Source organism: Pseudomonas sp. GW822-FHT05A08, from assembly GCF_058800485.1.
Genome location: NZ_CM179511.1, coordinates 6,619,852 through 6,646,029, shown reverse-complemented (window position 1 = coordinate 6,646,029; position 26,178 = coordinate 6,619,852). Strand labels below are relative to the sequence as shown.

Sequence of the window (26,178 nt, the reverse complement as noted above, 5' to 3'; positions counted from 1 at the left end):
GTGCGCGTCCCCGGCGGGGTTGCGCACCTTTTCAGGCCAGTGGTTTAACCGGCGATCCCTGCCGTACGTTGCCACAAGGCGTAGTACACCTGCCCGGATTTTTGCTCGCGGTGCAGGCGCCAGTTCGCCGGGAGGCCGAGGGTCGAAGGCGCGGTTTCACTTTCGGTATAGACCCAGGCGTCGTCGGCCAGCCAGTCGCGTTCTTCCAGCAGGGCACAGGCGGCCGGCAGCAGGTTCTGATGGAACGGCGGGTCGAGGAACACCAGGTCGAAACGGCTGGCCGGCTGGGTTTCCAGGTAACGCAGGGCGTCGGCGGTCTGCACCTGGCCGACGGTGCAGCGCAGGGTGCCCAGGTGTTCGCGCAGGCGCGACACGGCCAGGTTGCTGGCATCCAGCGCCTGGCCCATGGCAGCGCCACGGGACAGGGCTTCGAGAAACAGCGCACCGCTGCCGGCGAACAGGTCGAGTACCTTGGCCCCGGCGACATAGGGCGCCAGCCAGTTGAACAGGGTTTCGCGCACCCGGTCCGGAGTCGGGCGCAGGCCCGGCACATCGGGGAAACTCAGGCGGCGGCTGCGCCACTCGCCGCCGATGATGCGCAGTTGGCCCACACCGTTGTGCTGGTTATGGACGGGTTTCTTGCTGGGACGCGATGGGCTGGCCATTAGTGCTCCGGAACCCCGAGCGGCTGCTCGGCGGGTTTGTCAGTAGGGGCCGGCAACGGCTTTTGCGGCACGGTCGGGCCGGCGGTGACGATGACCATCTTGTCGGCGCCCAGGTGCTTGTTCAGCACGTCCCGGACCTGCTCCACGGTCAGGCTCTGGGACTGCTGCATGAAGTCTTCAAGATAGCTCAGCGGCAGGTTGTAGAAGCCGATGGCGCCCAGTTGGCCGACGATGTCGGCGTTGCTGGCGGTGGACAGCGGGAAGCTGCCGGCCAGTTCGCGCTTGGCGTCGTCGAGTTCCTTCTGGGTCGGGCCGGTCTTGAGGTAGTCGGCGAGCACGTCCTGCACCAGCTTGAGGGTGCCCTCGCTCATTTCGGCACGGGTTTGCAGGTTGATCATGAACGGGCCACGGGCCTGCATCGGGCTGAAGCCGGAATAGACGCCGTAGGTCAGGCCGCGCTTCTCGCGCACTTCACTCATCAGCCGGGTGCCAAAACCACCACCGCCAAGGATCTGGTTGCCCAGGGACAACGCGGCGTAGTCCGGGTCGTCACGATCGATGCCCAGTTGCGCCAGCAGCAGGCTGGTCTGGCTGGAGGGGTATTCGATATGGCCGATGCTGGCTTGTGGCTCGCTCGGTTGCGGGATTTTCGCCAGCGCCGGGCCTTTGGGCAGGGCGGCGGAGATCTGTGCGGCAATCGCCTCGGCATCGCTGCGCGACAGGTCGCCCACCAATGCGATCACCACGTTGCCGGCGGCATAGGCCTTGGCGTGGAACGCCCGCAGTTGGGCCAGGCTGATTGGCGGTACGCTCTGCGCGGTGCCATCGCTGGAATGGGCATACGGATGGCTGCCGTACAGGCGGTTCATCAGTTCCAGGCTCGCCAGCTTGCCGGGGTTCTGCTTCTGGTACTCGAAGCCGGCGAGCATCTGGTTCTTGATGCGCGCCAGGGAGTCGGCCGGGAAGGTCGGCTTGCCGACGACATCGGCGAACAGCTGCAGGGCCGGCGTGCGTTTGTCCGGTGCGCTGAGGCTGCGCAGGGACGCGATGGCCATGTCCTTGTAGGCACCGTTGCCGAAATCGGCACCCAGGCCCTCGAAACCTTCGGCGATCGCGCCGACATCCTTGCCGGCCACACCTTCGTTGAGCATGGCGTTGGTCAGCATCGCCAGGCCCGGCGCGTCGCCATCCTGGCTGCTGCCGGCGGCGAAGGTCAGGCGCATGTCGAACATCGGCAGCTCATGGGCTTCGACGAACAGCACCTTGGCGCCTTCGGCGGTGCTCCAGGTCTTGATGTCGAGGCTGCGGCGGCTTGGGGCCTTGCCGTCGAGCTCGGTCAAGGATTGCAGCTTCTGGCTGCTCTTGGCCTTGTCCAGCGCCTGGCTGGCGTCGGATTGGTCCGCGCGCAGCAGATAAAGGCCGGCGGCGGTGATCAGGGCCACGAGTGCCAGGCCGAGCAGGACCGGGCTGGCGCTTTTGCGCTTACTCATGAGCGGACTCCTCAGGCAATACGTGGGCAACGCTCAGGCGTTCGCGGGTGAAATAGGTACGAGCGGCCTTCTGGATGTCTTCAGGGGTCACGCTTTGCAGTTCGGCGAGTTCGGTGTCCATGAGCTTCCAGGACAGGCCGACGGTTTCCAGCTGGCCGATGGCGGTGGCCTGGCTGGTGATGGAGTCACGTTCGTAGACCAGGCCGGCGATCACCTGGGCGCGCACGCGTTCCAGTTCTTCGGCGGTCGGCGGGGTGGTTTTCAGCTCTTCGAGCAGGCGCCACAGCCCGGCTTCGGCCTGGGCGATGGTTTTCTTCTTCTGACTGTTGGGCATGGCCGAAAGCAGGAACAGGCTGTCGCCGCGGGTGTAGGCGTCGAAGCTCGACGAGCCGCCGGACACCAGCTCTTCGCCGCGCTCCAGGCGCGTCGGGATGCGGGCGCTGTAGCCGCCGTCGAGCAGCGCGGCGATCAGGCGCAGGGCGTGCACCGAATGCTTGTCTTCGGCGGTGGCGATACTCGGCACGTTGAAGGCCAGCATCACGCTCGGTAGCTGGGTCTTCACCCGCAGGGTGATCTGCCGCTCGCCGGGCTCGGCCAGTTCCAGGGGAATCTTCGCCGCGGGCACGGCGCGCTTGGGAATGGCGCCGAAATAACGTTGGGCCAGGGTTTTGACTTCGTCCGGGGTCACGTCGCCGACCACCACCAGGGTGGCGTTGTTCGGCACGTACCAGGATTCATACCAGTGGCGCAGTTCCTCGACCTTCATCCGGTTGAGGTCGGCCATCCAGCCGATGGTCGGCGTGTGGTAGCCGCTGGCCGGGTAGGCCATCGCCTTGAAGCGCTCGAAGGCCTTGGACATCGGCTTGTCGTCGGTGCGCAGGCGGCGCTCTTCCTTGATCACTTCGATTTCGCGGCTGAACTCGTCGGGCGGCAGGCGCAGGCTGGCCATGCGATCGGCTTCCAGCTCGAAGGCCACGCCCAGGCGGTCACGGGCCAGCACCTGGTAATAGGCGGTGAAATCGTCGCTGGTGAAGGCGTTCTCTTCGGCGCCCAGGTCGCGCAGGATCAGCGAGGCTTCGCCGGGGCCGACCTTTTCGCTGCCTTTGAACATCATGTGTTCCAGGGCGTGGGACAAACCGGTCTGGCCCGGGGTTTCGTAGCTGGAGCCGACTTTGTACCAGACCTGGGAGACCACGACCGGAGCCCGATGGTCTTCGCGGACCACGACCTTGAGACCGTTGTCGAGGGTGAATTCGTGGGTGGGTTGTGGATCGGCAGCCAAGGCTGAAAGGGGCAGACAAACCGTACTGAGCAGCAGGCCTGCGGCGCGGCGGGCTAGAGCATTCATTCGTTTTTTAAACCTGTTGGACTGCCCGCTTGGTCTTAGCGTCGGCGGGCGAGGAGATGCTAGGATACTGATCCGTTTTACTGGCGGCCACGCCTATCAGGCTCGCATGGATCAATGTGTGCTTGAGCAGGTTGTATGGGTTCCCGGCAAGAAGCGCTGTTTTATCGACTAGACTTCGACTTTTCGCCGATTTTGCCGTTTCAGTCCTTTAGTAAAATCGATCCTTGAGATGCCATTGGGCACCTCGACAAAATGTTGCGCGTGAACAAGCCGGCGGAAACGCAGTCTGTTCTGCATCGAATATTTATTTGCCGGTGCGCCTTGATGGCGCGTCGCTACCTTGAGATAGCCGTCCTCCATGTTTGGTTCCAACGACGACAAGAAGACCCCAGCCGCGGCTGGCGAAAAGAAAGGCCTGTTCGGATGGCTGCGCAAAAAGCCGCAGGAAACCGTCGTCGAACAGCCACAAGTCCCTGTCGAGCCTGCCCCGGCTCCCGCTCCCGTGATAGAGCAAGCCCCGGTTGCCGAAGTCGCCGCTCCTGTGGTGTCGCCGATCGCCGAGCCGATCCGGCAGCCTGAACAGCCCGCACCAGCGGCCGAACCTGCTCCTGCTCCAGAACTGCCGCTGACCCCCGATCCCGAGCACAAGCCCTGGCTGACCCTGCCGGTGGCGGAAGAACCGGTGGCGCTGGTGGAAGACGAGCAGGCGCCGCACATCACCCCGCCGATTCCGGCCGCGACCGATCTGCAGCAAGCCGCCGAGCTGTTGGTGGCCGAGTTGGCCCACGGAAGCGAGCCAGTTGAAGCCCAGGCGCAGATTGAAGAAGAGGATGTGCCACAACCGGTGATCGCGGCTTTCGTGAAGCCCGAACCTGTACCAGAACCGGAGCCTGCCCCGGTTGTCGTTGCTCCAGTTGCTCCAGTTGCTCCAGTTGCTCCAGTTGCTCCAGTCGCGGCGGTCGAAGCGCCCGCTGCCGTCGAGCCGCCCCGTGCCGAGGAAAACAAGGTCGGCTTCTTCGCCCGCCTCAAGCAGGGCCTGTCCAAGACCAGCGCCAGCATCGGCGAAGGCATGGCCAGCCTGTTCCTGGGCAAGAAGACCATCGACGACGAACTGCTGGAAGATATCGAAACCCGCCTGCTGACCGCCGACGTGGGCGTGGAAGCCACCGCGGTGATCATTCAGAACCTGACCCAGAAGGTCGCGCGCAAACAACTGACCGACGTCGATGCGCTGTACAAGTCGCTGCAGGCCGAACTGGCGAGCATGCTCAAGCCGGTGGAGCAGCCGCTGCGGATCGCTTCGCAAACCAAGCCGTTCGTGATTCTGGTGGTGGGCGTCAACGGCGCCGGCAAGACCACCACCATCGGCAAGCTGGCCAAGAAGCTGCAGCTCGAAGGCAAGAAGGTCATGCTCGCCGCGGGCGATACCTTCCGCGCCGCGGCGGTGGAACAGCTGCAAGTCTGGGGCGAGCGCAACAAGATCCCGGTCATCGCCCAGCACACTGGCGCCGATTCGGCTTCGGTGATCTTCGACGCCGTGCAGGCTGCCAAGGCTCGTGGCATCGATGTGCTGATCGCCGACACGGCTGGTCGCCTGCACACCAAAGACAACCTGATGGAAGAGCTGAAGAAGGTTCGCCGGGTAATCGGCAAGCTGGACGCCGACGCGCCGCACGAAGTGCTGCTGGTGCTCGACGCCGGTACTGGCCAGAACGCCATCAACCAGGCCAAGCAGTTCAACCAGACGGTCGAGCTGACCGGCCTGGCCCTGACCAAGCTCGATGGCACCGCCAAGGGCGGGGTGATCTTCGCCCTGGCCAAGCAGTTCGGCCTGCCGATCCGCTACATCGGCGTCGGTGAGGGCATCGACGACCTGCGTACCTTTGAAGCCGAACCCTTTGTCCAGGCACTGTTTGCCGAGCGGGAGCGTTCATGATTCGTTTCGAACAGGTCGGTAAGCGTTACTCGAATGGCCATGTCGGCCTGCACGAGCTGAGTTTCCGGGTTCGTCGCGGCGAGTTTCTGTTCGTCACCGGCCACTCCGGCGCCGGCAAGTCCACGCTGCTGCGGTTGCTGCTGGCCATGGAGCGCCCAACCAGCGGCAAGCTGCTGTTGGCCGGTCAGGACCTGAGCACCATCAGCAATGCGCAGATTCCGTTCCTGCGGCGGCAGATCGGCGTGGTGTTCCAGAACCACCAACTGCTGTTCGATCGCACCGTTTTCAACAACGTCGCCTTGCCGCTGCAGATCCTCGGCCTGTCCAAGGCTGAAATCGCCAAGCGCGTGGACTCGGCCCTGGAGCGCGTGGCGCTCTCGGACAAGACCGATCTCTACCCGGGCGACCTGTCCACCGGTCAGCAGCAGCGCGTCGGCATTGCCCGCGCCATCGTGCACCGCCCGGCCTTGCTGCTGGCGGACGAACCCACAGGTAACCTCGACCCGCGTCTGGCGGCGGAAATCATGGGCGTATTCGAAGATATCAACCGTCTGGGCACCAGCGTGCTGATCGCCAGTCACGACCTGGCGCTGATCGCGCGCATGCGTCACCGCATGTTGACCCTGCAACGCGGCCGATTGATCGGCGACGGGGAGGCTGGCGTATGAGTGCGACCCGCAGCCCCAAAGTGGCCGAACGCGTGGCTCCGAAAGCCTCGGACCAGCCGCCGCAGAAGAAAAAGCGCGACGAAGACGACGGTCCGGATTTCGGCACCCTGCTGCACGCCTGGATCGAAAGTCATCGCGCCAGCCTGCTGGACAGCCTGCGTCGCCTGGGCAAGCAACCGATCGGCAGCTTCTTCACCTGCCTGGTGATGGCCGTGGCCCTGAGCCTGCCGATGGGCTTGTCGTTGTTGCTCAACAACGTCGAGCGCCTGGGCGGTTCCTGGCAGCGCGCGGCGCAGATCTCCCTGTATCTGGAGCTCGACGCCAGCGCCACCGAGGGCGAAAGCCTGAGCGAGCAGATCAAGGCCATGCCGGGCGTGGCGGATGCCGAGTTCATCAGCAAGGACAAGGCCCTGGACGAGTTCCAGCAGCAGTCCGGGCTGGGCGAGGCGCTCAAGGAGTTGCCGCAGAACCCGCTGCCGGGCGTGGTTCTGGTCACGCCGAACGAAGTGGACAAGGCAACCCTGGAAGCCTTGCGTCAGCGCCTGGCAGAAATGCCCAAGGTGCAACAGGCGCAACTGGACCTGGTGTGGGTCGAGCGGCTGGCGGCGATCCTCAAGCTGGGCGACCGGTTTGTCTTCGGTCTGACGGTGTTGCTGGTTTCTGCATTACTTTTGGTGATAGGCAATACCATTCGTCTTCATATTGAAAACCGCCGCACCGAGATAGAAGTGATTAAACTCGTCGGCGGCACGGACAGTTATGTGCGGCGTCCCTTCCTTTATATGGGCGCCCTGTATGGCTTCGGTGCGGGGATTCTGTCCTGGGGTGTTCTGGCGTTCGGCCTCGACTGGCTGAACGACGCGGTGGTGGGGCTGGCCGGTTTGTACGGCAGTGATTTTGCCTTGGCTGGCGTGCCGGTCGCCGATGGTCTATCACTCTTGCTTGGCGCGGTGTTGTTGGGGTATATCGGTGCGTGGATTGCGGTCGCCCGCCACTTGCGGGAGCTGGCGCCGAAATAGTGTCTTTTTGCTTGTATTGACCTTTTAGAATTTTTGGGAACTTGTTTTGCGGTTTCCGGTCAATTTTCAGCAGTGCTGAATAAGCACGAGTTATGTGAGTCGGAGGTTTTTTCGTATGACCACTTCTTTGCAACCTGCTTATGCCTTGGTCCCGGGTGCGAACCTGGAGGCCTATGTGCACACGGTGAACAGCATTCCATTGCTGACGCCCGAGCAGGAGCGTGAACTGGCCGAGAGTCTCTACTATGAGCAGGATCTTGAGGCGGCTCGGCAGATGGTGCTCGCCCACCTGCGTTTTGTCGTACATATCGCCCGTAGCTATTCCGGCTACGGTCTGGCCCAGGCCGACCTGATTCAGGAAGGCAATGTCGGGCTGATGAAGGCTGTAAAACGCTTCAACCCGGAAATGGGTGTGCGTCTGGTTTCGTTCGCCGTGCACTGGATCAAGGCGGAAATCCACGAGTTCATCCTGCGCAACTGGCGCATCGTGAAAGTCGCGACCACCAAGGCCCAGCGCAAGCTGTTCTTCAACCTGCGCAGCCAGAAGAAGCGTCTGGCCTGGTTGAACAACGAAGAAGTCCATCGTGTGGCGGAAAGCCTCGGTGTGGAGCCGCGCGAAGTGCGCGAGATGGAAAGCCGCCTGACCGGCCATGACATGGCCTTCGACCCAGCCGCCGAAGCGGATGACGACAGCGCCTTCCAATCGCCGGCCAACTACCTGGAAGACCACCGGTACGATCCGGCCCGTCAGCTGGAAGATGCCGACTGGACCGACAACTCCACCAGCAACCTGCACGAGGCGCTGGAAGTGCTGGACGACCGCAGCCGCGACATCCTCTACCAGCGCTGGCTGGCGGAAGAGAAAGCCACGCTGCACGACCTGGCGCAGAAGTACAACGTGTCGGCCGAGCGTATTCGTCAGCTTGAGAAGAGCGCGATGAACAAGCTCAAGCTGTCGATTGCCGCGTAATACGCCACGCAATAAAAAACGCCCCGATCCTATCGGGGCGTTTTTGTTTGTGGCGTTGGCGCTGTGGTGTCTGTGGGGACGTTATCGCGAGCAAGCTATAGATCCTGGGCGTCACTGCGCCCACAGTGCCTTGCGCGAATCGTTCAGGCCCAGCAGGTAGCTGTCGCCACCCAACTGGCTCATCTGCCGGCGGATCCAGCCGGCCCGTTGTGCCACGTAGCTGCTCGGATGGCTGGCGCTCCATACCCGAGGGTTGGGCAGGACCGCAGCCAGCAGGCTGGCCTGTTGCCGCGACAGCGAGCCCGCGCTGACACCGAAGTGATGCCGCGCCGCGGCCTCGGCGCCAAATACGCCTTCGTCCCACTCGACGCTGTTGAGGTAGACCTCAAGAATCCGTTGCTTGGGCCAGAAGATCTCGATCAGCCCGGTGAACCAGGCTTCCAACCCTTTGCGCAGCCAACTGCGCCCAGACCACAGGAACAGGTTCTTCGCCACCTGCTGGCTCAGGGTGCTGGCGCCGCGAATCGAGCCGCCGCGCTCGTTGTGGGCGAAGGCGGCCTGGATCGCGCCAATGTCGAACCCCCAGTGTTCAGGGAACTTCTGGTCTTCGCCGGCGATCACCGCCACCTTCAGGTCGTCGGAGATTTCCTCCCAGGGTTTCCAGCTGCGTTGCAGGTCGATGGGCTCACCATCGATCCAGGATTCGATCTTGCGTTCGACCATCAAGGCCGTGCCCGGAGGCGGCACGACGCGGAACACCAGCACCAGCAAAACGCTGCCGACGGCGAACCAGAACAGGGCTTTAGAGAAACGACGGAAAAATAAACGCAGCATAGAGATGGCTTGGCCGAACCCGTTGAGCGCGCCATTATACAGGCCCGACCGACGATTCTGACTGGAGTTCCTCATGCTGCGTGGCTTCCTGATGCTGGCCGCCTTTTTCGGCTTTACCGGCGTTGCCCTGGGCGCATTTGCCGCCCACGGCCTGAAAAATCGCCTGAGCGCGGAATACCTGGCGATTTTCCATACCGGCGTCACCTACCAGCTGGTGCACACTCTGGCGCTGCTGGGGGTGGCGCTGCTGGCCACGCAGATTCCCGGCCGTCTGGCGACCTGGGCCGGCGCTTCGTTCGCCATCGGCATCCTGCTGTTTTCCGGCAGCCTCTACCTGCTGACCCTGACCGGTTTCAGCAAGCTGGGCATAGTCACTCCCTTCGGTGGTCTGGCCTTCCTGGTCGGCTGGTTGTGCCTGGGTCTTGCCGCCTGGCGGTTGAGCTGACCGGCAGGTCCATTTCGAGACGAATGGCTTGGGTCGGCCAGACTGATCGGGCTAGAATGCTGGCCCCTAAAAATGATGGCGGCATTCGGCATGCGCATTCAGTTGAACGGCGAATCCTTTGAACTGCCCGACGGCGAAACCGTTGCGGCCCTGCTGACCCGTCTGGACCTGACCGGACGCCGGATCGCGGTCGAACTCAACCTGGATATCGTCCCGCGCAGCCAGCACGCCGAGACCACCCTCAACGAGGGCGATCAGGTCGAAGTGGTACACGCCATCGGCGGCGGCTAGCCAAACACCTTGAAAACTACTGCAGGCTTCGCGCGCAATACTGCGTTAAAAACAGGCTCGGAATGCTCATTTACAGCCAGTAAAGTCGGGTGCGACTCCAACCGTTCCTCGCCTGTTTTTGCCTTGTCTTGCCTTCGCTCGCTACGTTTTCACGGCGTTTGGTCTAATAAAGAATTCTGCAAGAACCTCACCCCAACAGAGGATTTCCGATGAGCAACGTTCGTAGCGACAAGCCTTTCGTCCTGGCCGGTCGTACTTACCAGTCGCGTTTGCTGGTAGGCACCGGCAAGTACCGTGACATGGAAGAAACCCGCCTGGCCATCGAAGCCTCGGGGGCCGAGATCGTCACCGTCGCCGTGCGCCGGACCAATATCGGGCAGAACCCGGGCGAACCGAACCTGCTGGATATCCTGCCGCCGGATCGCTACACCATCCTGCCGAACACCGCTGGCTGCTATGACGCGGTCGAGGCCGTGCGCACCTGCCGCCTGGCCCGTGAGCTGCTCGACGGTCACAATCTGGTGAAGCTGGAAGTGCTGGCCGACCAGAAAACCCTGTTTCCCAACGTGCTGGAAACCCTCAAGGCCGCCGAAGTGCTGGTCAAGGAAGGTTTCGACGTGATGGTGTACACCAGCGATGACCCGATCATCGCTCGCCAACTGGCGGAAATGGGCTGCATCGCGGTCATGCCGCTGGCCGGCCTGATCGGTACCGGCCTGGGGATCTGCAACCCGTACAACCTGCAGATCATCCTCGAAGAAGCCAAGGTCCCGGTGCTGGTGGATGCCGGTGTCGGCACTGCCTCCGACGCTACCATCGCCATGGAACTGGGTTGCGAAGCGGTGCTGATGAACTCGGCCATCGCCCATGCGCAACAACCGGTGCTGATGGCCGAAGCCATGAAGCACGCCATTGTGGCAGGCCGCCTGGCGTACCTCGCCGGCCGCATGCCGAAGAAACTCTATGCCAGCGCCTCCTCGCCGCTGGATGGTCTGATCAAGTAAGAGCCATTGATGACTGAATCAAACGACACGCCAATCCAGCCGGAAGCCGGCGACGAGCGCCAACACCGCCGCATCAAGAGTTTCGTGATGCGCGCCGGGCGCATGACCGAAGGCCAGCAGCGCGGCCTGGAGCAGGGCGCGCCGCTGTATGTGCTGCCGCTGGCCGACGCGCCGGTGGATTTCGATCAGGTGTTTGGCCGCTCGGCGCCACGCTCCCTGGAAATCGGCTTCGGCATGGGCCACTCGCTGCTGGAAATGGCCGCGGCCGCGCCGGAGCAGGATTTCATTGGTGTGGAAGTGCACCGTCCGGGTGTCGGCGCGTTGCTCAACGGCGTACTGACCCAGGGCCTGACCAACCTGCGGGTCTACGATTGCGATGCGATCGAGGTGCTCAACCGCTGCATCGCCGATAACAGCCTGGATCGCCTGATGCTGTTTTTCCCCGATCCGTGGCACAAGAGCCGTCACCACAAGCGGCGTATCGTCCAGGCGTCCTTCGCCGAGCTGGTGCGCAGCAAGCTGAAGGTCGGCGGCATCCTGCATATGGCCACCGACTGGGAGCCTTACGCCGAGTACATGCTGGAAGTGATGAATGTCGCACCGGGTTACCGCAACCTGGCCGAAGACGGCAAGTGCGTGCCACGCCCGGCCGAACGCCCGATCACCAAGTTCGAGCGCCGCGGCGAGCGCCTGGGCCATGGGGTGTGGGATCTGAAGTTCGAAAAGCTGGCGTAAGCCCTGCTGTGTAGGAGCATCCGTTCGATGCTCGATTGCTCGCAATCAGCTGCCAGGCTGAAAGATAGCGGCGCTGCGAAGTCCGCTATCGCGAGCAAGCTTCGCTCCTACGGGGCGTGGTTTATCGGCGGTCGGCGACGACGCCGATCAACACCAGCACCACCAGCAGCACCGGCGCCAGGCTGTAGTTGTTGAACTGGCTCAGGCCGCGGACGATCCATGGCGTGGCGTAGATCAGCGCGGCACCGCTGCCGATCATGCACAGCAGCGCCATCATCGGTACGCGCAGGGCGCCGGCGAGGCCGCCCAGGCGTGCTTCGACCCAGCCCTTGATATCGGCGCCGAACAGCACCAACAGGCAGCCGACGAGGGCCAGGGAGATTTCTGAAAGGTTGCTGCGACTCCAGCGGGACACGGTAGCGAGCAGGTCGAGTATCAAATCCATTCGTTTTCCCTTAGGGCTGAAATCAGCTCAGAAATTTCTGCAGCAAGTCATTGAGGAACAGCTGGCCGCGCGGGGTGGCGGCCAGGCGTGACGGTTCGACCTGTAACAGGCCGCTTTGTTCGGCGTCGCGGCGACCTTCGGCGAGGCTTTCCAGGGGCAGCCCGGTACGCTCCGGATACAGCCGCGCCTCGACGCCTTCGGTCAGGCGCAGGGCGTTCATCAGGAACTCGAACGGCAGCTCTTCGTTGCTCAGGTCCTTTTCGCCGGCCTTGAAGTGTTTCGCCGGGTTGAGGTAGTCCTTGGGCAGGCGGGTCTTCCAGGTGCGCACGATGCGCCCGTCCGGATGGCTGAGCTTGCCGTGTGCCCCGGCGCCGATGCCGATGAAGTCGCCGAAGCTCCAGTAATTGAGGTTGTGCCGGGCCGCCCGACCGGGCTGGGCATAGGCCGAGACTTCGTACTGGGCGTAGCCGTGCTCGGCCAAAAGCGCCTGACCGGCTTCCTGGATGTCCCACAGGGTGTCGTCTTCCGGCAGCGTCGGCGGCTGGTTCCAGAACACCGTATTGGGTTCCAGGGTCAACTGGTACCAGGACAGGTGGGTCGGCTTCATGGCGATGGCCTGGCGCAGGTCGCCCAGGGCGTCGTCCAGGGACTGGTCGGGCAGGCCGTGCATCAGGTCCAGGTTGAAGTTGTCGAACCCGGCCTGGCGCGCCATGCCGGCGGCGCGCACGGCTTCGTCGCCATTGTGGATGCGGCCCAGGGCCTTGAGCTTGTCTTCCTGGAAACTCTGGATGCCGATCGACAGGCGATTGATGCCCAGGGCGCGATAGGCGGTGAACTTCTCCTGTTCGAAGGTCCCGGGGTTGGCTTCCAGAGTGATCTCGATGTCGCGGGCGAACGGGATGCGTTGCTCCACGCCTTTGAGCAACCGGCCCAGGACCTGGGCGCTGAACAGGCTCGGCGTGCCGCCGCCGAAGAAGATCGAACTCAGCTCGCGGCCGTAGACGGCGGCCAGGTCCTGGTCGAGGTCGGCCAGCAGGGCGTCGACGTACTCTTCTTCCGGCAGCACCGGGCTGGCGGCGTGGGAGTTGAAGTCGCAGTAAGGGCATTTGCGTACACACCACGGGATGTGGATGTACAGCGCCAGGGGCGGCAGCTGGGGCAGGGCCGCCCGGGGCGTTTGCGCACCGCCGAGAATCAGCGGTGGCGCGGACGAATCAATGGTCATTGCAGGCTCAGGCGTTGCCGCAGAATGGCCATGGCGCGGGCGCGATGGCTGAGTTGGTTCTTTTGGATCGGGTCCAGCTCGGCGCTGGAGCAGTTGCGCTCCGGCACCCAGAACAGCGGGTCGTAGCCGAAACCGTGTTCGCCGCTGGCGGCCGTGAGGATGCGCCCGTGCCACAGGCCTTCGCAGAGGATCGGCAGCGGATCCTCGGCATGTCGCACCAGCGCCAGGACGCAGACGAACTGCGCGCCGCGCTCGGCCTCGGGAACGTCCTTCAGGGCGTCCAGCAGCTTGGCGTTGTTCGCCGCGTCGCCCTGGCCGTCGGCGTAGCGCGCCGAGTAGATGCCCGGCGCGCCGCCGAGGAAGTCCACCGCCAGGCCGGAATCGTCCGCCAGCGCCGGCAGGCCGGAAATGCGCGAAGCGTTGCGGGCCTTGAGGATGGCGTTCTCGACGAACGACAGGCCGGTTTCTTCCGGTTCGACGCTGCTGAACTCGCCGATCGAGCGCAGGTGCACCGAGTCGCCGAGCATGGCCTGGAGTTCCTTGAGCTTGCCGGCGTTATGGCTGGCCAGTACGAGTTGGGTAAAAGTCATCATTCGCCGGGGAAAAGCTCTTGGTTGAAGTTGATGGTGTTGATCGCGTCACCGGTCTGCACCTTGATTTCGAAGGTGCGGGTTTCCTGCTGTTCCACCGGGTACTGGGCGATGTAGTAGATCGCGCCCTGTTCGGTGACCTGCTTGAATTTCAGCGGCACCGACTGGCTGGTCAGGTCCTTGACAGTCCCGGTGACCTGGGCGACCAGCGGTTTGCCGGCCTTGAGCACGGAAACGTTGATCACGCCCTGGTTCTTGCTGCGCACCAGCTCCGCAGCCTTGGCGATATCCGGTTGCAGGAAGGTGGAGTTGAAGGTGTTGTAGTGCACGGTCACGTCACCGAACACTTCCTGGCGCTCGCCCTTGATGGGCTCGGCGGCCATCGCCGATGCGCTCAGGCACGCTGCCAATAGAAAAGTAACCAAGCGACCCATGATCGTTCTCCTTTTGAACCTGGTTTATACCGCGATCTGGTGATCCTGCAGGCCGGGGCTGCTGACGCGGTAGATGCCGATCTCACCTAACAGATTAGGCCATAGCTTACTGGCCCACCCGTGCCGGTGCTGTTGATCCACCGCAAGGCGATCGATGACCTTGGCTTCACGTTCGCGGCAAAGCTCTTCAAAGTCCTCGAACGTGCAGAAGTGGATGTTCGGCGTGTTGTACCAGGTGTACGGCAGGAATTCGGAGACCGGCATCCGTCCCTTGCTGGCCAGGTACCAGCGGCAGCGCCAGTGGCCGAAGTTGGGGAAGGTGATGATGCACTGGCGGCCGACCCGCAGCATTTCGTCGAGGATCCGATCCGGGTAGTGCACGGCCTGCAGGGCCTGGGTCATGACCACGATATCGAAGCTGTTGCTGGCGAAGTTGCCCAGGCCCTTGTCCAGGTCCTGCTCGATGACGTTGATGCCCTTGGCCACGCACTCGGCGATGTTGTCCGGGTCGTTTTCCAGGCCATAGCCGGTGACTTGCTTGTGATCGCGCAGCCAGCTCAGCAGTTCGCCATTGCCGCAACCGAGGTCGAGCACGCGGCTGCCGGCGGGGATCCATTCTTGGATGATTTCCAGATCGGCTCTCATGGCGTCCTCACAGCGTTATACGGTTCATGTAGTTGCCGAACGCCTGCAGGTAACGCGGGATCGGAATCAGAAAGGCGTCGTGGCCCTGTGGGGCATCGATTTCCAGGTAGCTGACGTCCTTGCGCGCGGCCATCAGGGCATCCACCAGCTCCCGCGAGCGGGCCGGGGAGAAGCGCCAGTCGGTGGTGAAGGACATCACGCAGAACTTGGCCTTGGCGCCTTCGAAGGTTTTCGCCAGGTTATCGTCGAAGTTCGCCGCCGGATCGAAGTAATCCAGGGCCTTGGTCATCAGCAGGTAGGTGTTGGCGTCGAACCGCCCGGAGAACTCCTCGCCCTGATAACGCAGATAGCTTTCGACCTGGAACTCGACGCTGTGGAAGTCGTAGTTGAGCTTTTCGCTCTTCAGGCCACGGCCGAATTTCTCGCCCATGGAGTCGTCGGACAGGTAGGTGATGTGCCCGACCATCCGCGCCAGCATCAGCCCGCGCTTGGGGATCACGCCCTGTTCCTGGAACGAACCGCCGTGGAATTCGGGGTCGGTGAGGATGGCCTGGCGCGCCACTTCGTTGAAGGCGATGTTCTGCGCCGACAGCTTGGGCGCCGAGGCGATGGCCAGGCAATGGCGCACACGGTCCGGGTAGGTGATGGTCCATTGCAGGGCCTGCATGCCGCCCAGGCTGCCGCCGATCACGGCGGCCCACTGGTGGATGCCGATGCGGTCGGCCAGGCGCGCCTGGCTGTGCACCCAGTCTTCCACGGTCAGCACCGGGAAATCGGCGCCGAACGGCTTGCCGGTGTCCGGATTGACGCTACTTGGGCCGGTGGAACCGTTGCAGCCGCCGAGGTTGTTCAGGCTGACGACGAAGAACTTGTTGGTGTCGATCGGCTTGCCCGGGCCGATGCAGCTGTCCCACCAGCCCGGCTTGCGGTCGTCGGGGCTGTGGTAGCCAGCGGCGTGGTGATGGCCGGACAGGGCGTGGCAGATCAGCACGGCATTGCTCGCCGTGGCGTTCAGCTGGCCGTAGGTCTCGTAGATCAGATCATAGGCTGGCAGGGAGCGGCCGCAGGCCAGGGCCAGGGGCTCGCTGAAATGCGCCACTTGCGGCGTCACCAGACCAACGGAATCGGCGGGAAAGGCAGTTGGCATCGACCCTGCTCTCGTTTAAATGAGGCGTAAGTCTAAAGACCGCTGCCCCCAGCGGCAAGCAAAGGCCGGGGCTGATTCTCCCGCGACCTGTGACGAACCTTGTAGCCGCTGCCGCAGGCTGCGATCGGCTCCGCAGGAGACGTGCTCTTGAGGGCCTCGAAGGGCCTTCGGCCCTTATCGCAGCCTACGGCAGTGGCTACAGAGAGTGATCAGGATGGACGCTGTAATTCCGGCAGGTCCGGGAGTTTTTTCGGTGCGTTGATCCGCACCCGTTTCTGCCGGTTCAGCTCGCCGCTGATCAGGCTGACCTGGCTCTTGGACACGCCGAAGGCCTTGGCCAGGAACGCCATCAAATAAGCGTTGGCCTTGCCCTCCACCGGTGGCGCGGTGAGGCGGATCTTCAGGCGCTCACCATGCAGCCCGGCGAAATCATCGCTACGGGCCGCAGGTTGCAGGTGGCACTCCAGGATCAGGTCGTCGCCGTCCCAGCGAAAGTAACTCATCACAGAGGCCGGGTCAGATCAGCAGACGCAGGATTTCCGGCATCATGGTCATGGCCGCCAGGTTGTTGATCACCAGCATGTCGATCAGCTTGAGCACCATGAACGCCAGGATTGGCGAGATATCCAGGCCGCCCATGCTCGGCAGGATGCGGCGGAACGGCGCCAGGGCCGGCTCGCAGATCTGGTTGACCAACTCGGCGCCCGGGTTATGGCTGCCCGGGGCGACCCAGGAAAGGATCACGCTGATGATCAGGGCGAAGAAGAAAATCTTCATGAACAGCGCGGTCACGCCAATGATCGACCAGATCAGCAGTTGCAGCGGGTTGCCGGTGGTGCCGTAGGTCAGCAGCAGGGTCAGGGCCATCAGCAGCAGTTGCACGACGATCGCCAGGATCAGCGACGACATGTCCAGGCCGAACAGGCTCGGGATGACCCGGCGCATCGGCTTGAGCAGCGGCTGGGTGGCGCGCACGGCGAACTGGCACAGCGGGTTGTAGAAGTCGGCGCGTACCAGTTGCAGCACGAAGCGCAGCAGCACGATCAGCAGGTACAGGCTGCCCAGGGTTTGCAGCACGTACACCGCCGCAGTGTTCAATCCAATCATCATTGGCTCCTTATTGGCCCAGTTGTTCGGCCATCTCGGCCGAGCGGTGCGCGGCGGCACCCAATGCTTTTTCCACCAGGGCTTCGAAGCCACTGGCCTGGAACGACTTGATCGCGGCTTCCGTGGTCCCGGCCGGCGAGGTCACGCGGCGGCGCAGTTCAGCCGCGTCCACGTCGCTGGAGGCCGCCATGTGCGCCGCGCCCAGCGCGGTCTGCAGGGTCAGTTGGCGGGCGGTTTCCCGTGGCAGGCCGAGTTTCTCGCCGGCGGCGGTCATGGCTTCGATCAGCAGGAAGAAATACGCCGGACCGCTGCCGGACACGGCGGTCACCGCGTCCAGTTGCTGCTCCTGTTCCAGCCACAGGACGATGCCCACGGCCGACAGCAGTTCTTCGGCCTGCTGGCGTTGCGCCGCGCTCACCGCAGCGGTGGCGTACAGGCCGCTGGCACCCTGGCGCAGCAGGGCCGGGGTATTGGGCATGCAACGCACGATCGGCTGCTCGCCGAGCCACTTGTTCATGCTGGCGCAGGTGATGCCGGCGGCGATGGACACGATCAACTGGTGCGGTTTCAGGCTGGGGCGCAGGGCTTCGCACACGGCCTTCATGGCCTGTGGCTTGACCGCCAGCACCACCACGTCGACGCCGGCGATAGCCTCGGCATTGTCGGCGAACAGTTCAATGCCGTGCTCGGCCTGGACCTTGGCGCGGGTTTCGGCGCCCGGGTCGCTGGCGCGGATCTGGCTGGCGTCCAGGCCCTTGGCGCGCAGGCCGCCGATCAAGCTGGCAGCCATGTTGCCGGCGCCGATAAAGGCGATACGAGTCTTGCTCATGACAGGTCCTTATTCAGAGGTGAGGCCGCCACAGTCATGGCTGGCCATAATCGCGTGCGCCAAACAAAGCGGTACCGATACGTACCCAGGTGGCGCCCTGGGCAATGGCCGCTTCGAGGTCGTGGCTCATGCCCATGGAAAGTGTGTCGGTTGGCAGGTCCAGGCTTTCGCGCAGGTTGTCGTTCAGGCTGCGCACGGCCGCGAAGGCGGCGTCCTGGGCGGCACGATCTTCGGTCGGCTCGGGAATCGCCATCAGCCCGCGCAGTTGCAGGCGCGGCAAGGCGCTGATGGCGCTGGCCAGGGCCGGCAGGTCGGCCGGTGTGCAGCCAGATTTGCTGGCCTCGCCACTGACATTGACCTGAATGCAGATGTTCAGCGGCGGCAAGTCGGCCGGGCGTTGCTCGGACAGGCGTTGAGCGATTTTCAAGCGATCCACGGAATGCACCCAGGCGAAGTTCTCGGCGATAGCTCGCGTCTTGTTCGACTGAATGGGGCCGATGAAGTGCCAACTCAAGGGCAGGTCGCCAAGTTCCGCCTGTTTGCCCAGGGCTTCTTGCAGGTAGTTCTCGCCGAAGTCGCGCAGACCGGCCGCGTAGGCTTCACGCAGCGCCGCGGCGGGCTTGGTCTTGCTCACGGCCAGCAGATGGATGCTGCTTTCGTCACGTTGCGAGGCCTGCGCCGCGGCACGGATCCGTGCGCTAACCAGGGCGATGTTGTCTGCTATCGTGGACATTCGATGTACGCCAGCGGGTCTTGGGTTCGCGGCATTCTACTGGAATTGGGGAACGCTATGGATATCACTGAGTTGCTGGCCTTCAGCGTCAAACAGGGCGCTTCGGACCTGCACCTCTCGGCCGGTTTGCCGCCGATGATTCGTATCGACGGCGATATTCGCCGGATCAACCTGCCGGTGCTGGAGGCGCAACAGGTGCACGAGCTGATCCTGGCCAGCATGACTGATCCGCAGCGGGCCGAGTTCAAGGCCGCGCTGGAAATCGACTTTTCCTTCGCGGTGCCGGGCCTGGCGCGCTTTCGGGTCAATGCCTTCAACCATCAGCGCGGCGGTGGCGCGGTCTTTCGCAGCATTGCGGCCAAGGTGCCGGGCCTGGACGAACTGGGCATGGGTGAGGTCTTACGCCGCATCAGCGAAGTGCCCCGCGGCCTGGTGCTGGTGACCGGGCCGACCGGCTCGGGCAAGTCGACCACCCTGGCGGCGATGATCGATCACCTGAATCAGCACCGGCACCAGCACATCCTCACCATCGAGGACCCCATCGAGTTCATCCACGAATCGAAGAAGTGCCTGATCAACCAGCGCGAGGTGCATCGCGACACCCGCAGCTTCTCCACGGCCTTGCGCTCGGCCTTGCGCGAAGACCCGGATGTGATTCTGGTAGGGGAAATGCGCGATCTGGAAACCATTCGCCTGGCGCTGACCGCCGCGGAGACCGGGCATCTGGTGTTCGGCACCCTGCACACCACGTCGGCGGCGAAAACCGTGGATCGGGTGGTGGACGTGTTCCCGGCCGAGGAGAAGGCGATGGTTCGCTCCATGCTCTCTGAGTCGCTGCAGGCGGTGGTTTCCCAGACGCTGGTGAAGCGTATCGGCGGAGGCCGGGTAGCGGCTCACGAGATCATGCTGGGCAGCGCGGCGATCCGTAACCTGATCCGCGAGGACAAGGTGGCGCAGATGTATTCGGCGATCCAGACCGGCGGGGCGCTGGGGATGCAGACCCTGGACATGAGCCTGAAGGCACTGGTGGATGCGGGGCTGGTCAGCCGGGAGCACGCCCGGGAAAAGGCGCGGGCGCCGGACAGTATTTGAAGAGGTATCGGGGCGGCCAATGCAATCGCGAGCCATCGAGTGTGGTGGCTCGATGACTCGCGATCAGGGAGGGCGATCAGCGCTGAACGATGCGCAGGGTGTTCTGCTCTTTTGGCAGGACCCGCTTGGCCACTACGTAGTTCTTGTCCCAGTACGGCTTCTTCAGGGTATCGATGGTCACCGACTTGCCGCGGCGCGGCGCGTGGATGAAGCGATCGTTGCCCAGGTAGATGGCGACGTGGTTGACCCGGCGGCTCTTGAGGTTGAAGAACAGCAGGTCGCCAGGCTTGAGGTCCTTGCGCTCGACTTTCTGCCCGTGACCGCTGGCCATGGCGTTCGAGGTGCGCGGCAGATCGACGGCGGCGACGTCGTTGAAGGCGTATTTCACCAGGCCGCTGCAGTCGAAGCCTTTACTTGGGCTGCTGCCGCCCCAACGGTAAGGAGTACCCAGTACGTTGACGGCACGGCTGAGCACGGTGCTGCTCTGCTTGGCCGCCATCTGCGGTACCGGCTTGCTGCTGACGCTGCTCAGGTGAGTCGGGCGTTTGACCGACAGCTTGTTCTTGGAGCTGTTCTTGCTGATTTGGGTGACGTGGGCTTTTGGAGTGAAGCCGTTCACGTTGGGAAGACGTTGCTCACGATTGGTGGCGTGGGCAGCCAGTGGCATCAATAGGCAAATGGTTAGCCATGTCTTGAAAAATGGACGCATTAGGCAAGGCTCATATGGGTTAGCGCGCAACTTTATAACAGCTTTTTTGTCACTTCTCAGGCCGTTGGTCGATTCAACCTGGAGGTCAAATTCGCTGAAGAGGCGGCAAATTGACGCAATTGTCCGACAGAAGTCAGGCAGTACAAGGGTTTCATGGCAGCGACCTTAACATTTGCCACACGTCGGCTGCCTGTAAAAAAGTCACAAAGAATTAAAGAAAATTTATCTATTGCGTGGAACGAGGTACTCAATGAACACCTATCGCCCGGACGGTTCGACCCATGACACCCACAGCAAGGTGATCGGTTACCTGTTGTGGATTTTCGGTTTTACCGGCTCCCACCGCTTCTATTACGGCAAGCCGGTTACCGGAACCCTCTGGTTTTTCACCCTGGGCTTGCTGGGCATCGGCTGGCTGATCGACCTGTTCCTGATCCCGGCCATGGACCGTGAGGCCGACCTGCGTTTTACCCCGGGACCCATCGAATACAGCGTCGCCTGGATCCTCCTGACCTTTCTCGGGATCTTCGGCGTGCACCGCATGTATCAGGGCAAATGGATCAGCGGCCTGCTGTACCTGCTGACTGGCGGGGTGTTCTTTCTGGGGGTCTTGTATGACTTCTGGACGCTGAACGACCAGGTGTCGTTGCGTAACGCGCAGCGGCGTTAAGTATCGAGAGCGTCATCGCGGACAAGCCCCGCTCCTACGGATGTTCTGTAGGAGCGGGGCTTGTCCGCGATAACAGGTGCCGCAGGACTCAGCCCTTGTGGCTGATCCGTCCATCCACCAGGGTGTAACGCACCACGCCCGGCAGGCTATGGCCGAGGAACGGGCAGTTCTCGCCTTTCGACAACCAGTGTTCGCCAGCCACGGTGGACGTGCTCGGGTCGAACAGCACCAGGTCCGCCGGAGCGCCCACCGCCAGCTTGCCGGCTGGCAGGCGCAGGGCGTCGGCCGGGCCGCTGCTCAGGCGTGCCAGCAGGGTCGGCAGGTCGAGCAGACCGTCTTCCACCAGGGTCATGGCCAGCGGCAGCAGCAGCTCGACGCTGCTGATGCCCGGCTCGGTGGCGCCGAAAGGTGCCAGCTTGGCGTCGCGTTCGTGGGGCTGGTGATGGCTGGAGATGGCCTGGACCACCCCGGACTTCACGGCCTCGCGCAGGCCTTCGCGGTCGGCGCGCGAGCGCAGCGGCGGCTGGACGTGATAGAGGCTGGAGAAGTCGATCAGCGCGTCGTCGGTGAGGATCAGCTGGTACAGCGCCACGTCGGCGGTCACCGGCAGGCCGCGGGCCTGGGCCTGGGCGATCAGGGCCACGCCCCGGGCGCTGGTCAGCTGGCTGAAGTGGGCGCGCACGCCGCTTTGCTCCACCAGCAGCAGGTCACGGGCCAGGGCCACGGTTTCCGCGGTTTCCGGAATGCCCGGCAGGCCGAGGAAGCTGGCGGTGGCGCCTTCGTGGGCCAGGCCGCCTTCGGCCAGGTCGCGGTCCTGGGAGTGGAAAATCACCGTCAGGTCGAAGGTCGCCGCGTATTCCAGCGCCCGGCACAGGGTGCGGGTGCTGCGAAAGCCCTCCAGGCCGTTGCCGAAGGCCACGCAACCGGCGTCGCGCAGGGCGATCAACTCGGCCAGCTGTTCGCCGTCCAGGCCTTTGCTCAGGGCGCCGATTGGGAACACCTTGGTGTTGCCGGCCTCGCGGGCGCGATCGAGGATCAGCTCGGCCACCGCCGAGGTGTCCAGCACCGGCTTGGTGCGCGGCGGGCAGCACAGGCTGGTGACGCCACCGGCCGCGGCGGCGCGGGTTTCGCTGGCGATGGTGCCTTTGCGGCTGTAGCCCGGCTCGCGCAGGGAGACGTTCAGGTCCACCAGCCCGGGCGCGGCCACCAGGCCCTTGGCGTCGAGGCTTTCAACCGCGCTGAAACCGGCGGGCGCGGCGCCGATGGCGACGATCTTGCCGGCTTCCAGATGGATATCGCTGACTTGATCCAGGCCGCTGCTTGGATCGATGACACGGGCGCCGAGAATGCTGAGCTTCACTGGGCGTTCTCCTGCTCGAATTGTCGCTGGGCGGTCTGCCCGCTCATGGCCATGGACAGTACGGCCATGCGTACCGCGATGCCGTAGGTCACCTGGTTGAGGATCACCGAGTGCGGACCGTCGGCCACCGCCGATTCGATCTCCACGCCGCGGTTGATCGGGCCCGGGTGCATGACGATGGCGTCCGGCTTGGCGCCGGCCAGGCGCGCGGTGGTCAGGCCGAACAGGCGGTAGAACTCGCCCTCGCTCGGCAGCAGGCCGCCCTGCATGCGCTCGCGCTGCAGGCGCAGCATGATCACCACGTCGACATCTTTCAGACCTTCGGCCATGTCGGTGTAGACCTTCACCCCGTATTGCTCGATGCCGATCGGCAGCAGGGTCTTGGGCGCGATCACGCGGATGTCCGGGCAACCCAGGGTTTTCAGGGCCAGCATGTTCGAGCGCGCCACCCGTGAGTGCAGGATGTCGCCGACGATGGCCACCGAGAGGTTTTCGAAACCGCCCTTGTGCCGACGGATGGTGAGCATGTCGAGCATGCCCTGGGTCGGGTGGGCGTGGCGGCCGTCGCCGCCGTTGATGATCGCCACCTGCGGGCACACATGCTCGGCGATGAAGTGCGCGGCGCCGGAGTCGCCGTGGCGCACGACGAACATGTCGGCGGCCATGGCTTCGAGGTTGCGCAGGGTGTCGAGCAGGGTTTCACCCTTGCTGGCCGAGGAGGTGGACACGTTGAGCGTGATCACGTCCGCCGACAGGCGCTGGGCCGCCAGTTCGAAGGTGGTGCGGGTACGGGTGGAGTTCTCGAAGAACACGTTGCACACGGTCTTGCCGCGCAGCAAAGGGACTTTCTTCACCGCCCGGGCGCCGACTTCGAGGAAGGAGTCGGCGGTGTCGAGGATTTCCGTCAGCAGCTCGCGACGCAGACCGTCGAGCGAGAGGAAGTGGCGCAGCTGGCCCTGATCGTTGAGCTGCAGCGGGCGCTTGGCGTCTAGAGGCGTCATCGCAATGGACTCTTTAGAGGGGCGAATTAAAGGGCGAGGTCTTGAAGCTCGAGTTGAAGCGGCGCAGGACCGGACAATTTTACCCGCTCGTGGGCGGCCAGCGACAGGGTGGCGCCGACCACGTTCGGACGAATCGGCAGCTCGGCGGCGTCCAGGTCCAGCAGGCAGACCAGGGTCACGCTGGCTGGGCGGCCGTAGTCGAACAGCTCGTTGAGGGCGGCGCGGATGGTGCGGCCGCTCATCAGCACGTCGTCGATCAGGATCAGGTGCTGGCCCTCGATCTCGAACGGCAGCTCGGAAGGGCGCACTTGCGGATGCAGGCCGTTCTGGCTGAAGTCGTCGCGGTAGAAGGACACATCCAGGGTGCCCAGCGGCGCGTCGCTGCCCAGTTCGGCGAGCAGGGCCTGGGCGACCCAGACGCCGCCGGTACGGATGCCGATATAGCGGGGCTCGCTGATGGCGCGTTGTTCCAGGTGGGTGGTGAGACGCACGGCCATCTGGCTGATCAGTTCGGCGGGATTGGGCAGGCTCATGATTGCTCCTTCGTGGGCCCGCGCCTGGTTGCATGCAGCAAGGCGCAGGGTCTTACGGCTGGTGTTGTGGCCAGGAGGCGCGTGGCCGGGGGTTGACCACGCATCTTCAGGATTCGGCGTTTCAGTTGTTCAACAGCGCTGCGTTTTCGTCGAGCCAGCCTTGCAGCAGCAGGGCGGCGGCGATGGCGTCGACCGGGTTGTCGCGGTAACTGCCTTTCTGGCCGCCGCGGGCCAGGCGTTCGCCCTTGGCCTCGAAGGTGGTCAGGCGTTCGTCATGGGTATAGAAGGGCAGGTTGTAGCGGCCATTGAGGCGCCGGGCGAACTTCTCGGCGCGCACGCACATCTCGCTCGGGGTGCCGTCCATGTTCAATGGCAGGCCGACCACCACCGCATCCGGCTTCCATTCCTTGATCAGGGCTTCGACCTGATTCCAGTCCGGCACGCCGTTCTGCGCCTTCAGGGTGCACAGCTCGCGGGCCTGGCCGGTGATGGCCTGGCCGACCGCCACGCCGATCTGCTTGGTGCCGTAGTCGAACCCGAGGATCAGTCGCAGGGCCATCAGGCGTGGCCCGCCTGGCTGGTCAGCAGGGCGAGGTTGATGCCCAGGTGCCTGGCCGCTGCTTCCAGGCGCAGTTCGCTGCTGGTGTTGAACAGGATGTCGGCGTCGAACGGGCAGGTCAGCCAGGCGTTGTCCGCCAGCTCGGCTTCCAGCTGTCCGGCTTCCCAGCCGGCATAACCGAGGGCGATCAGGCTTTTGGCCGGACCGACGCCATCGGCGATGGCGAACAGCACGTCCTGGGACGTCGACAGCGACAGGCCGTCCAGCTCGACCGTGGCCTGGAAGGTCGGGCCGCTGGGGTGCAGGACAAAACCGCGATCGGTCTGCACCGGGCCGCCGATGAAGATCGGCACATGCTGGCAGAGCGCTGGCGGGTCGATCTCGGGGCGCAATTGCTCGAGGATATCGGCGAGGTTCAGGTCCTGCGGACGGTTGACCACCAACCCCATGGCGCCATTGGCATTGTGCTCGACGATGTAGGTCAAGGTGTGCGCAAAGTTCGGGTCGGCCATGTGCGGCATGGCGATCAGGAAGTGATGCTTGAGGTAGCTGGGGCTGACGTTTTTCATGAGCGCTAGTGTGGCGGTGGAGGGGCGAACTGACAAGCTGGGGATGCTCTCATTCCCCACGAATCCTGTAGCCGCTGCCGAGCCTGCGAGGCTGCGTACGACTGCGCGGCAGGCGCAAATCTGCCTGCACGTTTTGCCTGGCACACCGCATGGACATTTTTTGCGGCCGCTACGCGCCCGTACGCAGCCTCGCAGGCTCGGCAGCGGCTACAAGAGGCAGGGAATCAGTTGCTGGACAGCCGGTCGCCGCGGGCGAACTTCCAGGTGCGGATGATCTCCAGGCGGTCGATATCCGACAGGTCGCCGGTAAAGGGCGCGAACGGTGCCGCCAGGCGTACGATGCGTTGCGCCGCCTGGTCCAGCAGCGGCTGGCCGGAGGACTCCAGCACCAGCACCTCGTACAGAGAACCGTCGCGGTTGATCGAGACCATCAGCCGCAGGTTGCCGTAGATCTGCTTGCGCCGGGCTTCTTCCGGGTAGTTGAGGTTGCCGATGCGCTCGACCTTCTTGCGCCACTCATCCTTGTACCAGGCGCCCTTGTCGCGCATGGTCGAGGCCGCGCTCAGGCGGTGGATGCGCGGGCGCTTGGCGTACAGCTGCTGCTCCTGGGCCAGTTCGGCCTCCAGGCTGGCGATGTCGCTGGACAGCTGCTCGCTGTCGAACGTCGGCACGGGAACCTTGGGTTTGGCCTCGGTCTTGACCTCTTCACGCTTGGTGACGGTCTTTTTCGGCTTCGGCGCGGTAGTGGCGACCGCGGCCTTGGGCGCGGCTTCCTTGACCTCGGTCTTCGCCGGAGGCGGCGGGGTGACCTTATTGACCTTGTTTTCCTGGAACGGCGCCACTTCGGTGGTCTTCGGGATCGCTTTCTTGTCCAGGGTGCCGCTGCCTTGCTGGTTTTCCTGGGCGAGGAAATCGGCCTTCTTCGGCTTGGTCTCGCTCTTGAAGGTGGCCAGGGTGATTTCCAGGGTCTTGCTGATCTGCTTGGGTTCGGCGAAGGAGAAACCCAGGCCGAGAATCAGCGCGATATGCAGCAGGGCAGCCAGGAACAGGGTAAACCCCAGGCGATCGGCCGGGCGCACGCCGCTGTGAGCCAGCTCGGGGGGCAGATCGGAAGGGAGAGCCATC

31 protein-coding genes are annotated in these 26,178 nt (G+C 63.8%); 10 read left to right on the top strand and 21 right to left on the bottom strand.

Annotated features, from left to right (window positions below; genetic code table 11):
• Nucleotides 1-44 precede the first annotated feature (44 nt).
• The 3 genes from rsmD to AC3RCP_RS30115 are packed head-to-tail and all read right to left on the bottom strand — an operon-like array spanning nucleotide 45 to nucleotide 3,503.
• A complete protein-coding gene (rsmD, locus tag AC3RCP_RS30125) occupies nucleotides 45-665 on the bottom strand; it encodes a 16S rRNA (guanine(966)-N(2))-methyltransferase RsmD (protein ID WP_274335409.1) in 621 nt (206 codons plus the stop codon).
• Nucleotides 665-2,155 carry a M16 family metallopeptidase gene (locus AC3RCP_RS30120; RefSeq protein ID WP_007921222.1) on the bottom strand — a complete coding sequence of 497 codons (1,491 nt, stop codon included), beginning with the start codon at nucleotides 2,153-2,155 and terminating at the stop codon, nucleotides 665-667. The genes rsmD and AC3RCP_RS30120 overlap by 1 nt, the downstream gene beginning before the upstream one ends.
• The gene (locus AC3RCP_RS30115) at nucleotides 2,148-3,503 is read right to left on the bottom strand and encodes a M16 family metallopeptidase (RefSeq protein ID WP_007921220.1); all 1,356 of its coding nucleotides are present in this window, start codon (nucleotides 3,501-3,503) and stop codon (nucleotides 2,148-2,150) included. The genes AC3RCP_RS30120 and AC3RCP_RS30115 overlap by 8 nt, the downstream gene beginning before the upstream one ends.
• 358 nt (nucleotides 3,504-3,861) lie before the next feature.
• Between AC3RCP_RS30115 and ftsY the strand changes: the two genes are divergently transcribed.
• The 4 genes from ftsY to rpoH all read left to right on the top strand — a co-directional run bounded on the left by ftsY (nucleotide 3,862) and on the right by rpoH (nucleotide 8,096).
• Nucleotides 3,862-5,439, top strand: a complete 1,578-nt coding sequence (gene ftsY / locus AC3RCP_RS30110; protein WP_492570621.1) for a signal recognition particle-docking protein FtsY — start codon at nucleotides 3,862-3,864, stop codon at nucleotides 5,437-5,439.
• Complete coding sequence (gene ftsE, locus AC3RCP_RS30105) at nucleotides 5,436-6,107, top strand: cell division ATP-binding protein FtsE (protein ID WP_007921216.1); 672 nt, start codon at nucleotides 5,436-5,438, stop codon at nucleotides 6,105-6,107. Before ftsY ends, ftsE begins: the two co-directional genes overlap by 4 nt.
• Nucleotides 6,104-7,126 carry a permease-like cell division protein FtsX gene (gene ftsX, locus AC3RCP_RS30100; RefSeq protein WP_009046038.1) on the top strand — a complete coding sequence of 341 codons (1,023 nt, stop codon included), beginning with the start codon at nucleotides 6,104-6,106 and terminating at the stop codon, nucleotides 7,124-7,126. The genes ftsE and ftsX overlap by 4 nt, the downstream gene beginning before the upstream one ends.
• A 115-nt stretch (nucleotides 7,127-7,241) precedes the next feature.
• A complete protein-coding gene (gene rpoH, locus AC3RCP_RS30095) occupies nucleotides 7,242-8,096 on the top strand; it encodes an RNA polymerase sigma factor RpoH (protein WP_007921212.1) in 855 nt (284 codons plus the stop codon).
• Between the two features lie 111 nt (nucleotides 8,097-8,207).
• Here the strand turns inward: rpoH and mtgA are convergent, their stop codons facing one another.
• Nucleotides 8,208-8,930, bottom strand: coding sequence for a monofunctional biosynthetic peptidoglycan transglycosylase (gene mtgA, locus AC3RCP_RS30090; protein ID WP_087092515.1), 723 nt, complete (start codon nucleotides 8,928-8,930; stop codon nucleotides 8,208-8,210).
• 73 nt (nucleotides 8,931-9,003) lie between these two features.
• On the opposite strand from mtgA, the gene AC3RCP_RS30085 reads away from it, so the two are divergent.
• From AC3RCP_RS30085 to trmB, 4 genes are all read left to right on the top strand, one after another.
• Entirely contained in the window at nucleotides 9,004-9,375 is a 372-nt protein-coding gene (locus tag AC3RCP_RS30085; protein ID WP_101336195.1) for a DUF423 domain-containing protein, read from the top strand.
• A gap of 90 nt (nucleotides 9,376-9,465) precedes the next feature.
• Entirely contained in the window at nucleotides 9,466-9,666 is a 201-nt protein-coding gene (gene thiS / locus AC3RCP_RS30080) for a sulfur carrier protein ThiS (RefSeq protein WP_007921206.1), read from the top strand.
• Between the two features lie 209 nt (nucleotides 9,667-9,875).
• Nucleotides 9,876-10,670 (top strand): thiazole synthase, encoded by a 795-nt coding sequence (locus AC3RCP_RS30075; protein ID WP_007921204.1) that lies wholly within the window; start codon nucleotides 9,876-9,878, stop codon nucleotides 10,668-10,670.
• Between the two features lie 9 nt (nucleotides 10,671-10,679).
• On the top strand, nucleotides 10,680-11,405 hold the full coding sequence (gene trmB, locus AC3RCP_RS30070; RefSeq protein WP_016704842.1) for a tRNA (guanosine(46)-N7)-methyltransferase TrmB: 726 nt from the start codon (nucleotides 10,680-10,682) through the stop codon (nucleotides 11,403-11,405).
• 121 nt (nucleotides 11,406-11,526) lie between these two features.
• On the opposite strand, the gene AC3RCP_RS30065 is transcribed toward trmB, so the two are convergent.
• The 10 genes from AC3RCP_RS30065 to AC3RCP_RS30020 all read right to left on the bottom strand — a co-directional run bounded on the left by AC3RCP_RS30065 (nucleotide 11,527) and on the right by AC3RCP_RS30020 (nucleotide 18,560).
• Nucleotides 11,527-11,850 (bottom strand): DUF3392 domain-containing protein, encoded by a 324-nt coding sequence (locus AC3RCP_RS30065; RefSeq protein WP_007921199.1) that lies wholly within the window; start codon nucleotides 11,848-11,850, stop codon nucleotides 11,527-11,529.
• A 22-nt stretch (nucleotides 11,851-11,872) separates the two neighbouring features.
• Nucleotides 11,873-13,075 (bottom strand): radical SAM family heme chaperone HemW, encoded by a 1,203-nt coding sequence (gene hemW, locus AC3RCP_RS30060; protein WP_101336194.1) that lies wholly within the window; start codon nucleotides 13,073-13,075, stop codon nucleotides 11,873-11,875.
• The gene (gene rdgB, locus AC3RCP_RS30055; protein ID WP_009046030.1) at nucleotides 13,072-13,668 is read right to left on the bottom strand and encodes an RdgB/HAM1 family non-canonical purine NTP pyrophosphatase; all 597 of its coding nucleotides are present in this window, start codon (nucleotides 13,666-13,668) and stop codon (nucleotides 13,072-13,074) included. The genes hemW and rdgB overlap by 4 nt, the downstream gene beginning before the upstream one ends.
• Nucleotides 13,665-14,099: a DUF4426 domain-containing protein gene (locus AC3RCP_RS30050; RefSeq protein WP_007921193.1), complete on the bottom strand. Its 435-nt coding sequence runs from the start codon at nucleotides 14,097-14,099 to the stop codon at nucleotides 13,665-13,667. Before AC3RCP_RS30050 ends, rdgB begins: the two co-directional genes overlap by 4 nt.
• Before the next feature lie 24 nt (nucleotides 14,100-14,123).
• On the bottom strand, nucleotides 14,124-14,744 hold the full coding sequence (gene metW, locus AC3RCP_RS30045; protein WP_007921185.1) for a methionine biosynthesis protein MetW: 621 nt from the start codon (nucleotides 14,742-14,744) through the stop codon (nucleotides 14,124-14,126).
• Between the two features lie 7 nt (nucleotides 14,745-14,751).
• Nucleotides 14,752-15,891, bottom strand: a complete 1,140-nt coding sequence (gene metX, locus AC3RCP_RS30040; RefSeq protein WP_007921181.1) for a homoserine O-succinyltransferase MetX — start codon at nucleotides 15,889-15,891, stop codon at nucleotides 14,752-14,754.
• 209 nt (nucleotides 15,892-16,100) lie between these two features.
• Nucleotides 16,101-16,394, bottom strand: a complete 294-nt coding sequence (locus AC3RCP_RS30035) for a DUF167 domain-containing protein (RefSeq protein ID WP_053262984.1) — start codon at nucleotides 16,392-16,394, stop codon at nucleotides 16,101-16,103.
• 13 nt (nucleotides 16,395-16,407) lie between these two features.
• Nucleotides 16,408-16,998: a YggT family protein gene (locus AC3RCP_RS30030; protein WP_007929986.1), complete on the bottom strand. Its 591-nt coding sequence runs from the start codon at nucleotides 16,996-16,998 to the stop codon at nucleotides 16,408-16,410.
• 10 nt (nucleotides 16,999-17,008) lie between these two features.
• Complete coding sequence (gene proC / locus AC3RCP_RS30025) at nucleotides 17,009-17,827, bottom strand: pyrroline-5-carboxylate reductase (RefSeq protein WP_101336192.1); 819 nt, start codon at nucleotides 17,825-17,827, stop codon at nucleotides 17,009-17,011.
• 34 nt (nucleotides 17,828-17,861) lie between these two features.
• Nucleotides 17,862-18,560 carry a YggS family pyridoxal phosphate-dependent enzyme gene (locus AC3RCP_RS30020; RefSeq protein WP_101336191.1) on the bottom strand — a complete coding sequence of 233 codons (699 nt, stop codon included), beginning with the start codon at nucleotides 18,558-18,560 and terminating at the stop codon, nucleotides 17,862-17,864.
• Nucleotides 18,561-18,617: 57 nt separating this feature from the next.
• Between AC3RCP_RS30020 and AC3RCP_RS30015 the strand changes: the two genes are divergently transcribed.
• A complete protein-coding gene (locus AC3RCP_RS30015; RefSeq protein ID WP_492570622.1) occupies nucleotides 18,618-19,652 on the top strand; it encodes a type IV pilus twitching motility protein PilT in 1,035 nt (344 codons plus the stop codon).
• A gap of 76 nt (nucleotides 19,653-19,728) precedes the next feature.
• Here the strand turns inward: AC3RCP_RS30015 and AC3RCP_RS30010 are convergent, their stop codons facing one another.
• Nucleotides 19,729-20,361: a C40 family peptidase gene (locus AC3RCP_RS30010; protein ID WP_007929981.1), complete on the bottom strand. Its 633-nt coding sequence runs from the start codon at nucleotides 20,359-20,361 to the stop codon at nucleotides 19,729-19,731.
• Nucleotides 20,362-20,611: 250 nt separating this feature from the next.
• On the opposite strand from AC3RCP_RS30010, the gene AC3RCP_RS30005 reads away from it, so the two are divergent.
• A complete protein-coding gene (locus tag AC3RCP_RS30005) occupies nucleotides 20,612-21,031 on the top strand; it encodes an NINE protein (RefSeq protein WP_085532999.1) in 420 nt (139 codons plus the stop codon).
• A gap of 88 nt (nucleotides 21,032-21,119) precedes the next feature.
• On the opposite strand, the gene AC3RCP_RS30000 is transcribed toward AC3RCP_RS30005, so the two are convergent.
• The 6 genes from AC3RCP_RS30000 to AC3RCP_RS29975 form a co-directional block, all read right to left on the bottom strand.
• A complete protein-coding gene (locus AC3RCP_RS30000; protein ID WP_101339360.1) occupies nucleotides 21,120-22,391 on the bottom strand; it encodes a dihydroorotase in 1,272 nt (423 codons plus the stop codon).
• Complete coding sequence (locus AC3RCP_RS29995) at nucleotides 22,388-23,392, bottom strand: aspartate carbamoyltransferase catalytic subunit (protein ID WP_007929978.1); 1,005 nt, start codon at nucleotides 23,390-23,392, stop codon at nucleotides 22,388-22,390. Before AC3RCP_RS29995 ends, AC3RCP_RS30000 begins: the two co-directional genes overlap by 4 nt.
• Nucleotides 23,393-23,418: 26 nt before the next feature.
• Nucleotides 23,419-23,925: a bifunctional pyr operon transcriptional regulator/uracil phosphoribosyltransferase PyrR gene (gene pyrR, locus AC3RCP_RS29990; RefSeq protein WP_492570623.1), complete on the bottom strand. Its 507-nt coding sequence runs from the start codon at nucleotides 23,923-23,925 to the stop codon at nucleotides 23,419-23,421.
• Between the two features lie 121 nt (nucleotides 23,926-24,046).
• Complete coding sequence (gene ruvX, locus AC3RCP_RS29985) at nucleotides 24,047-24,484, bottom strand: Holliday junction resolvase RuvX (protein WP_009046019.1); 438 nt, start codon at nucleotides 24,482-24,484, stop codon at nucleotides 24,047-24,049.
• Nucleotides 24,484-25,053 (bottom strand): YqgE/AlgH family protein, encoded by a 570-nt coding sequence (locus tag AC3RCP_RS29980; protein WP_053262979.1) that lies wholly within the window; start codon nucleotides 25,051-25,053, stop codon nucleotides 24,484-24,486. The genes ruvX and AC3RCP_RS29980 overlap by 1 nt, the downstream gene beginning before the upstream one ends.
• 224 nt (nucleotides 25,054-25,277) lie before the next feature.
• Nucleotides 25,278-26,177, bottom strand: coding sequence for an energy transducer TonB (locus AC3RCP_RS29975; protein WP_007929970.1), 900 nt, complete (start codon nucleotides 26,175-26,177; stop codon nucleotides 25,278-25,280).
• Nucleotide 26,178 lies beyond the last annotated feature (1 nt).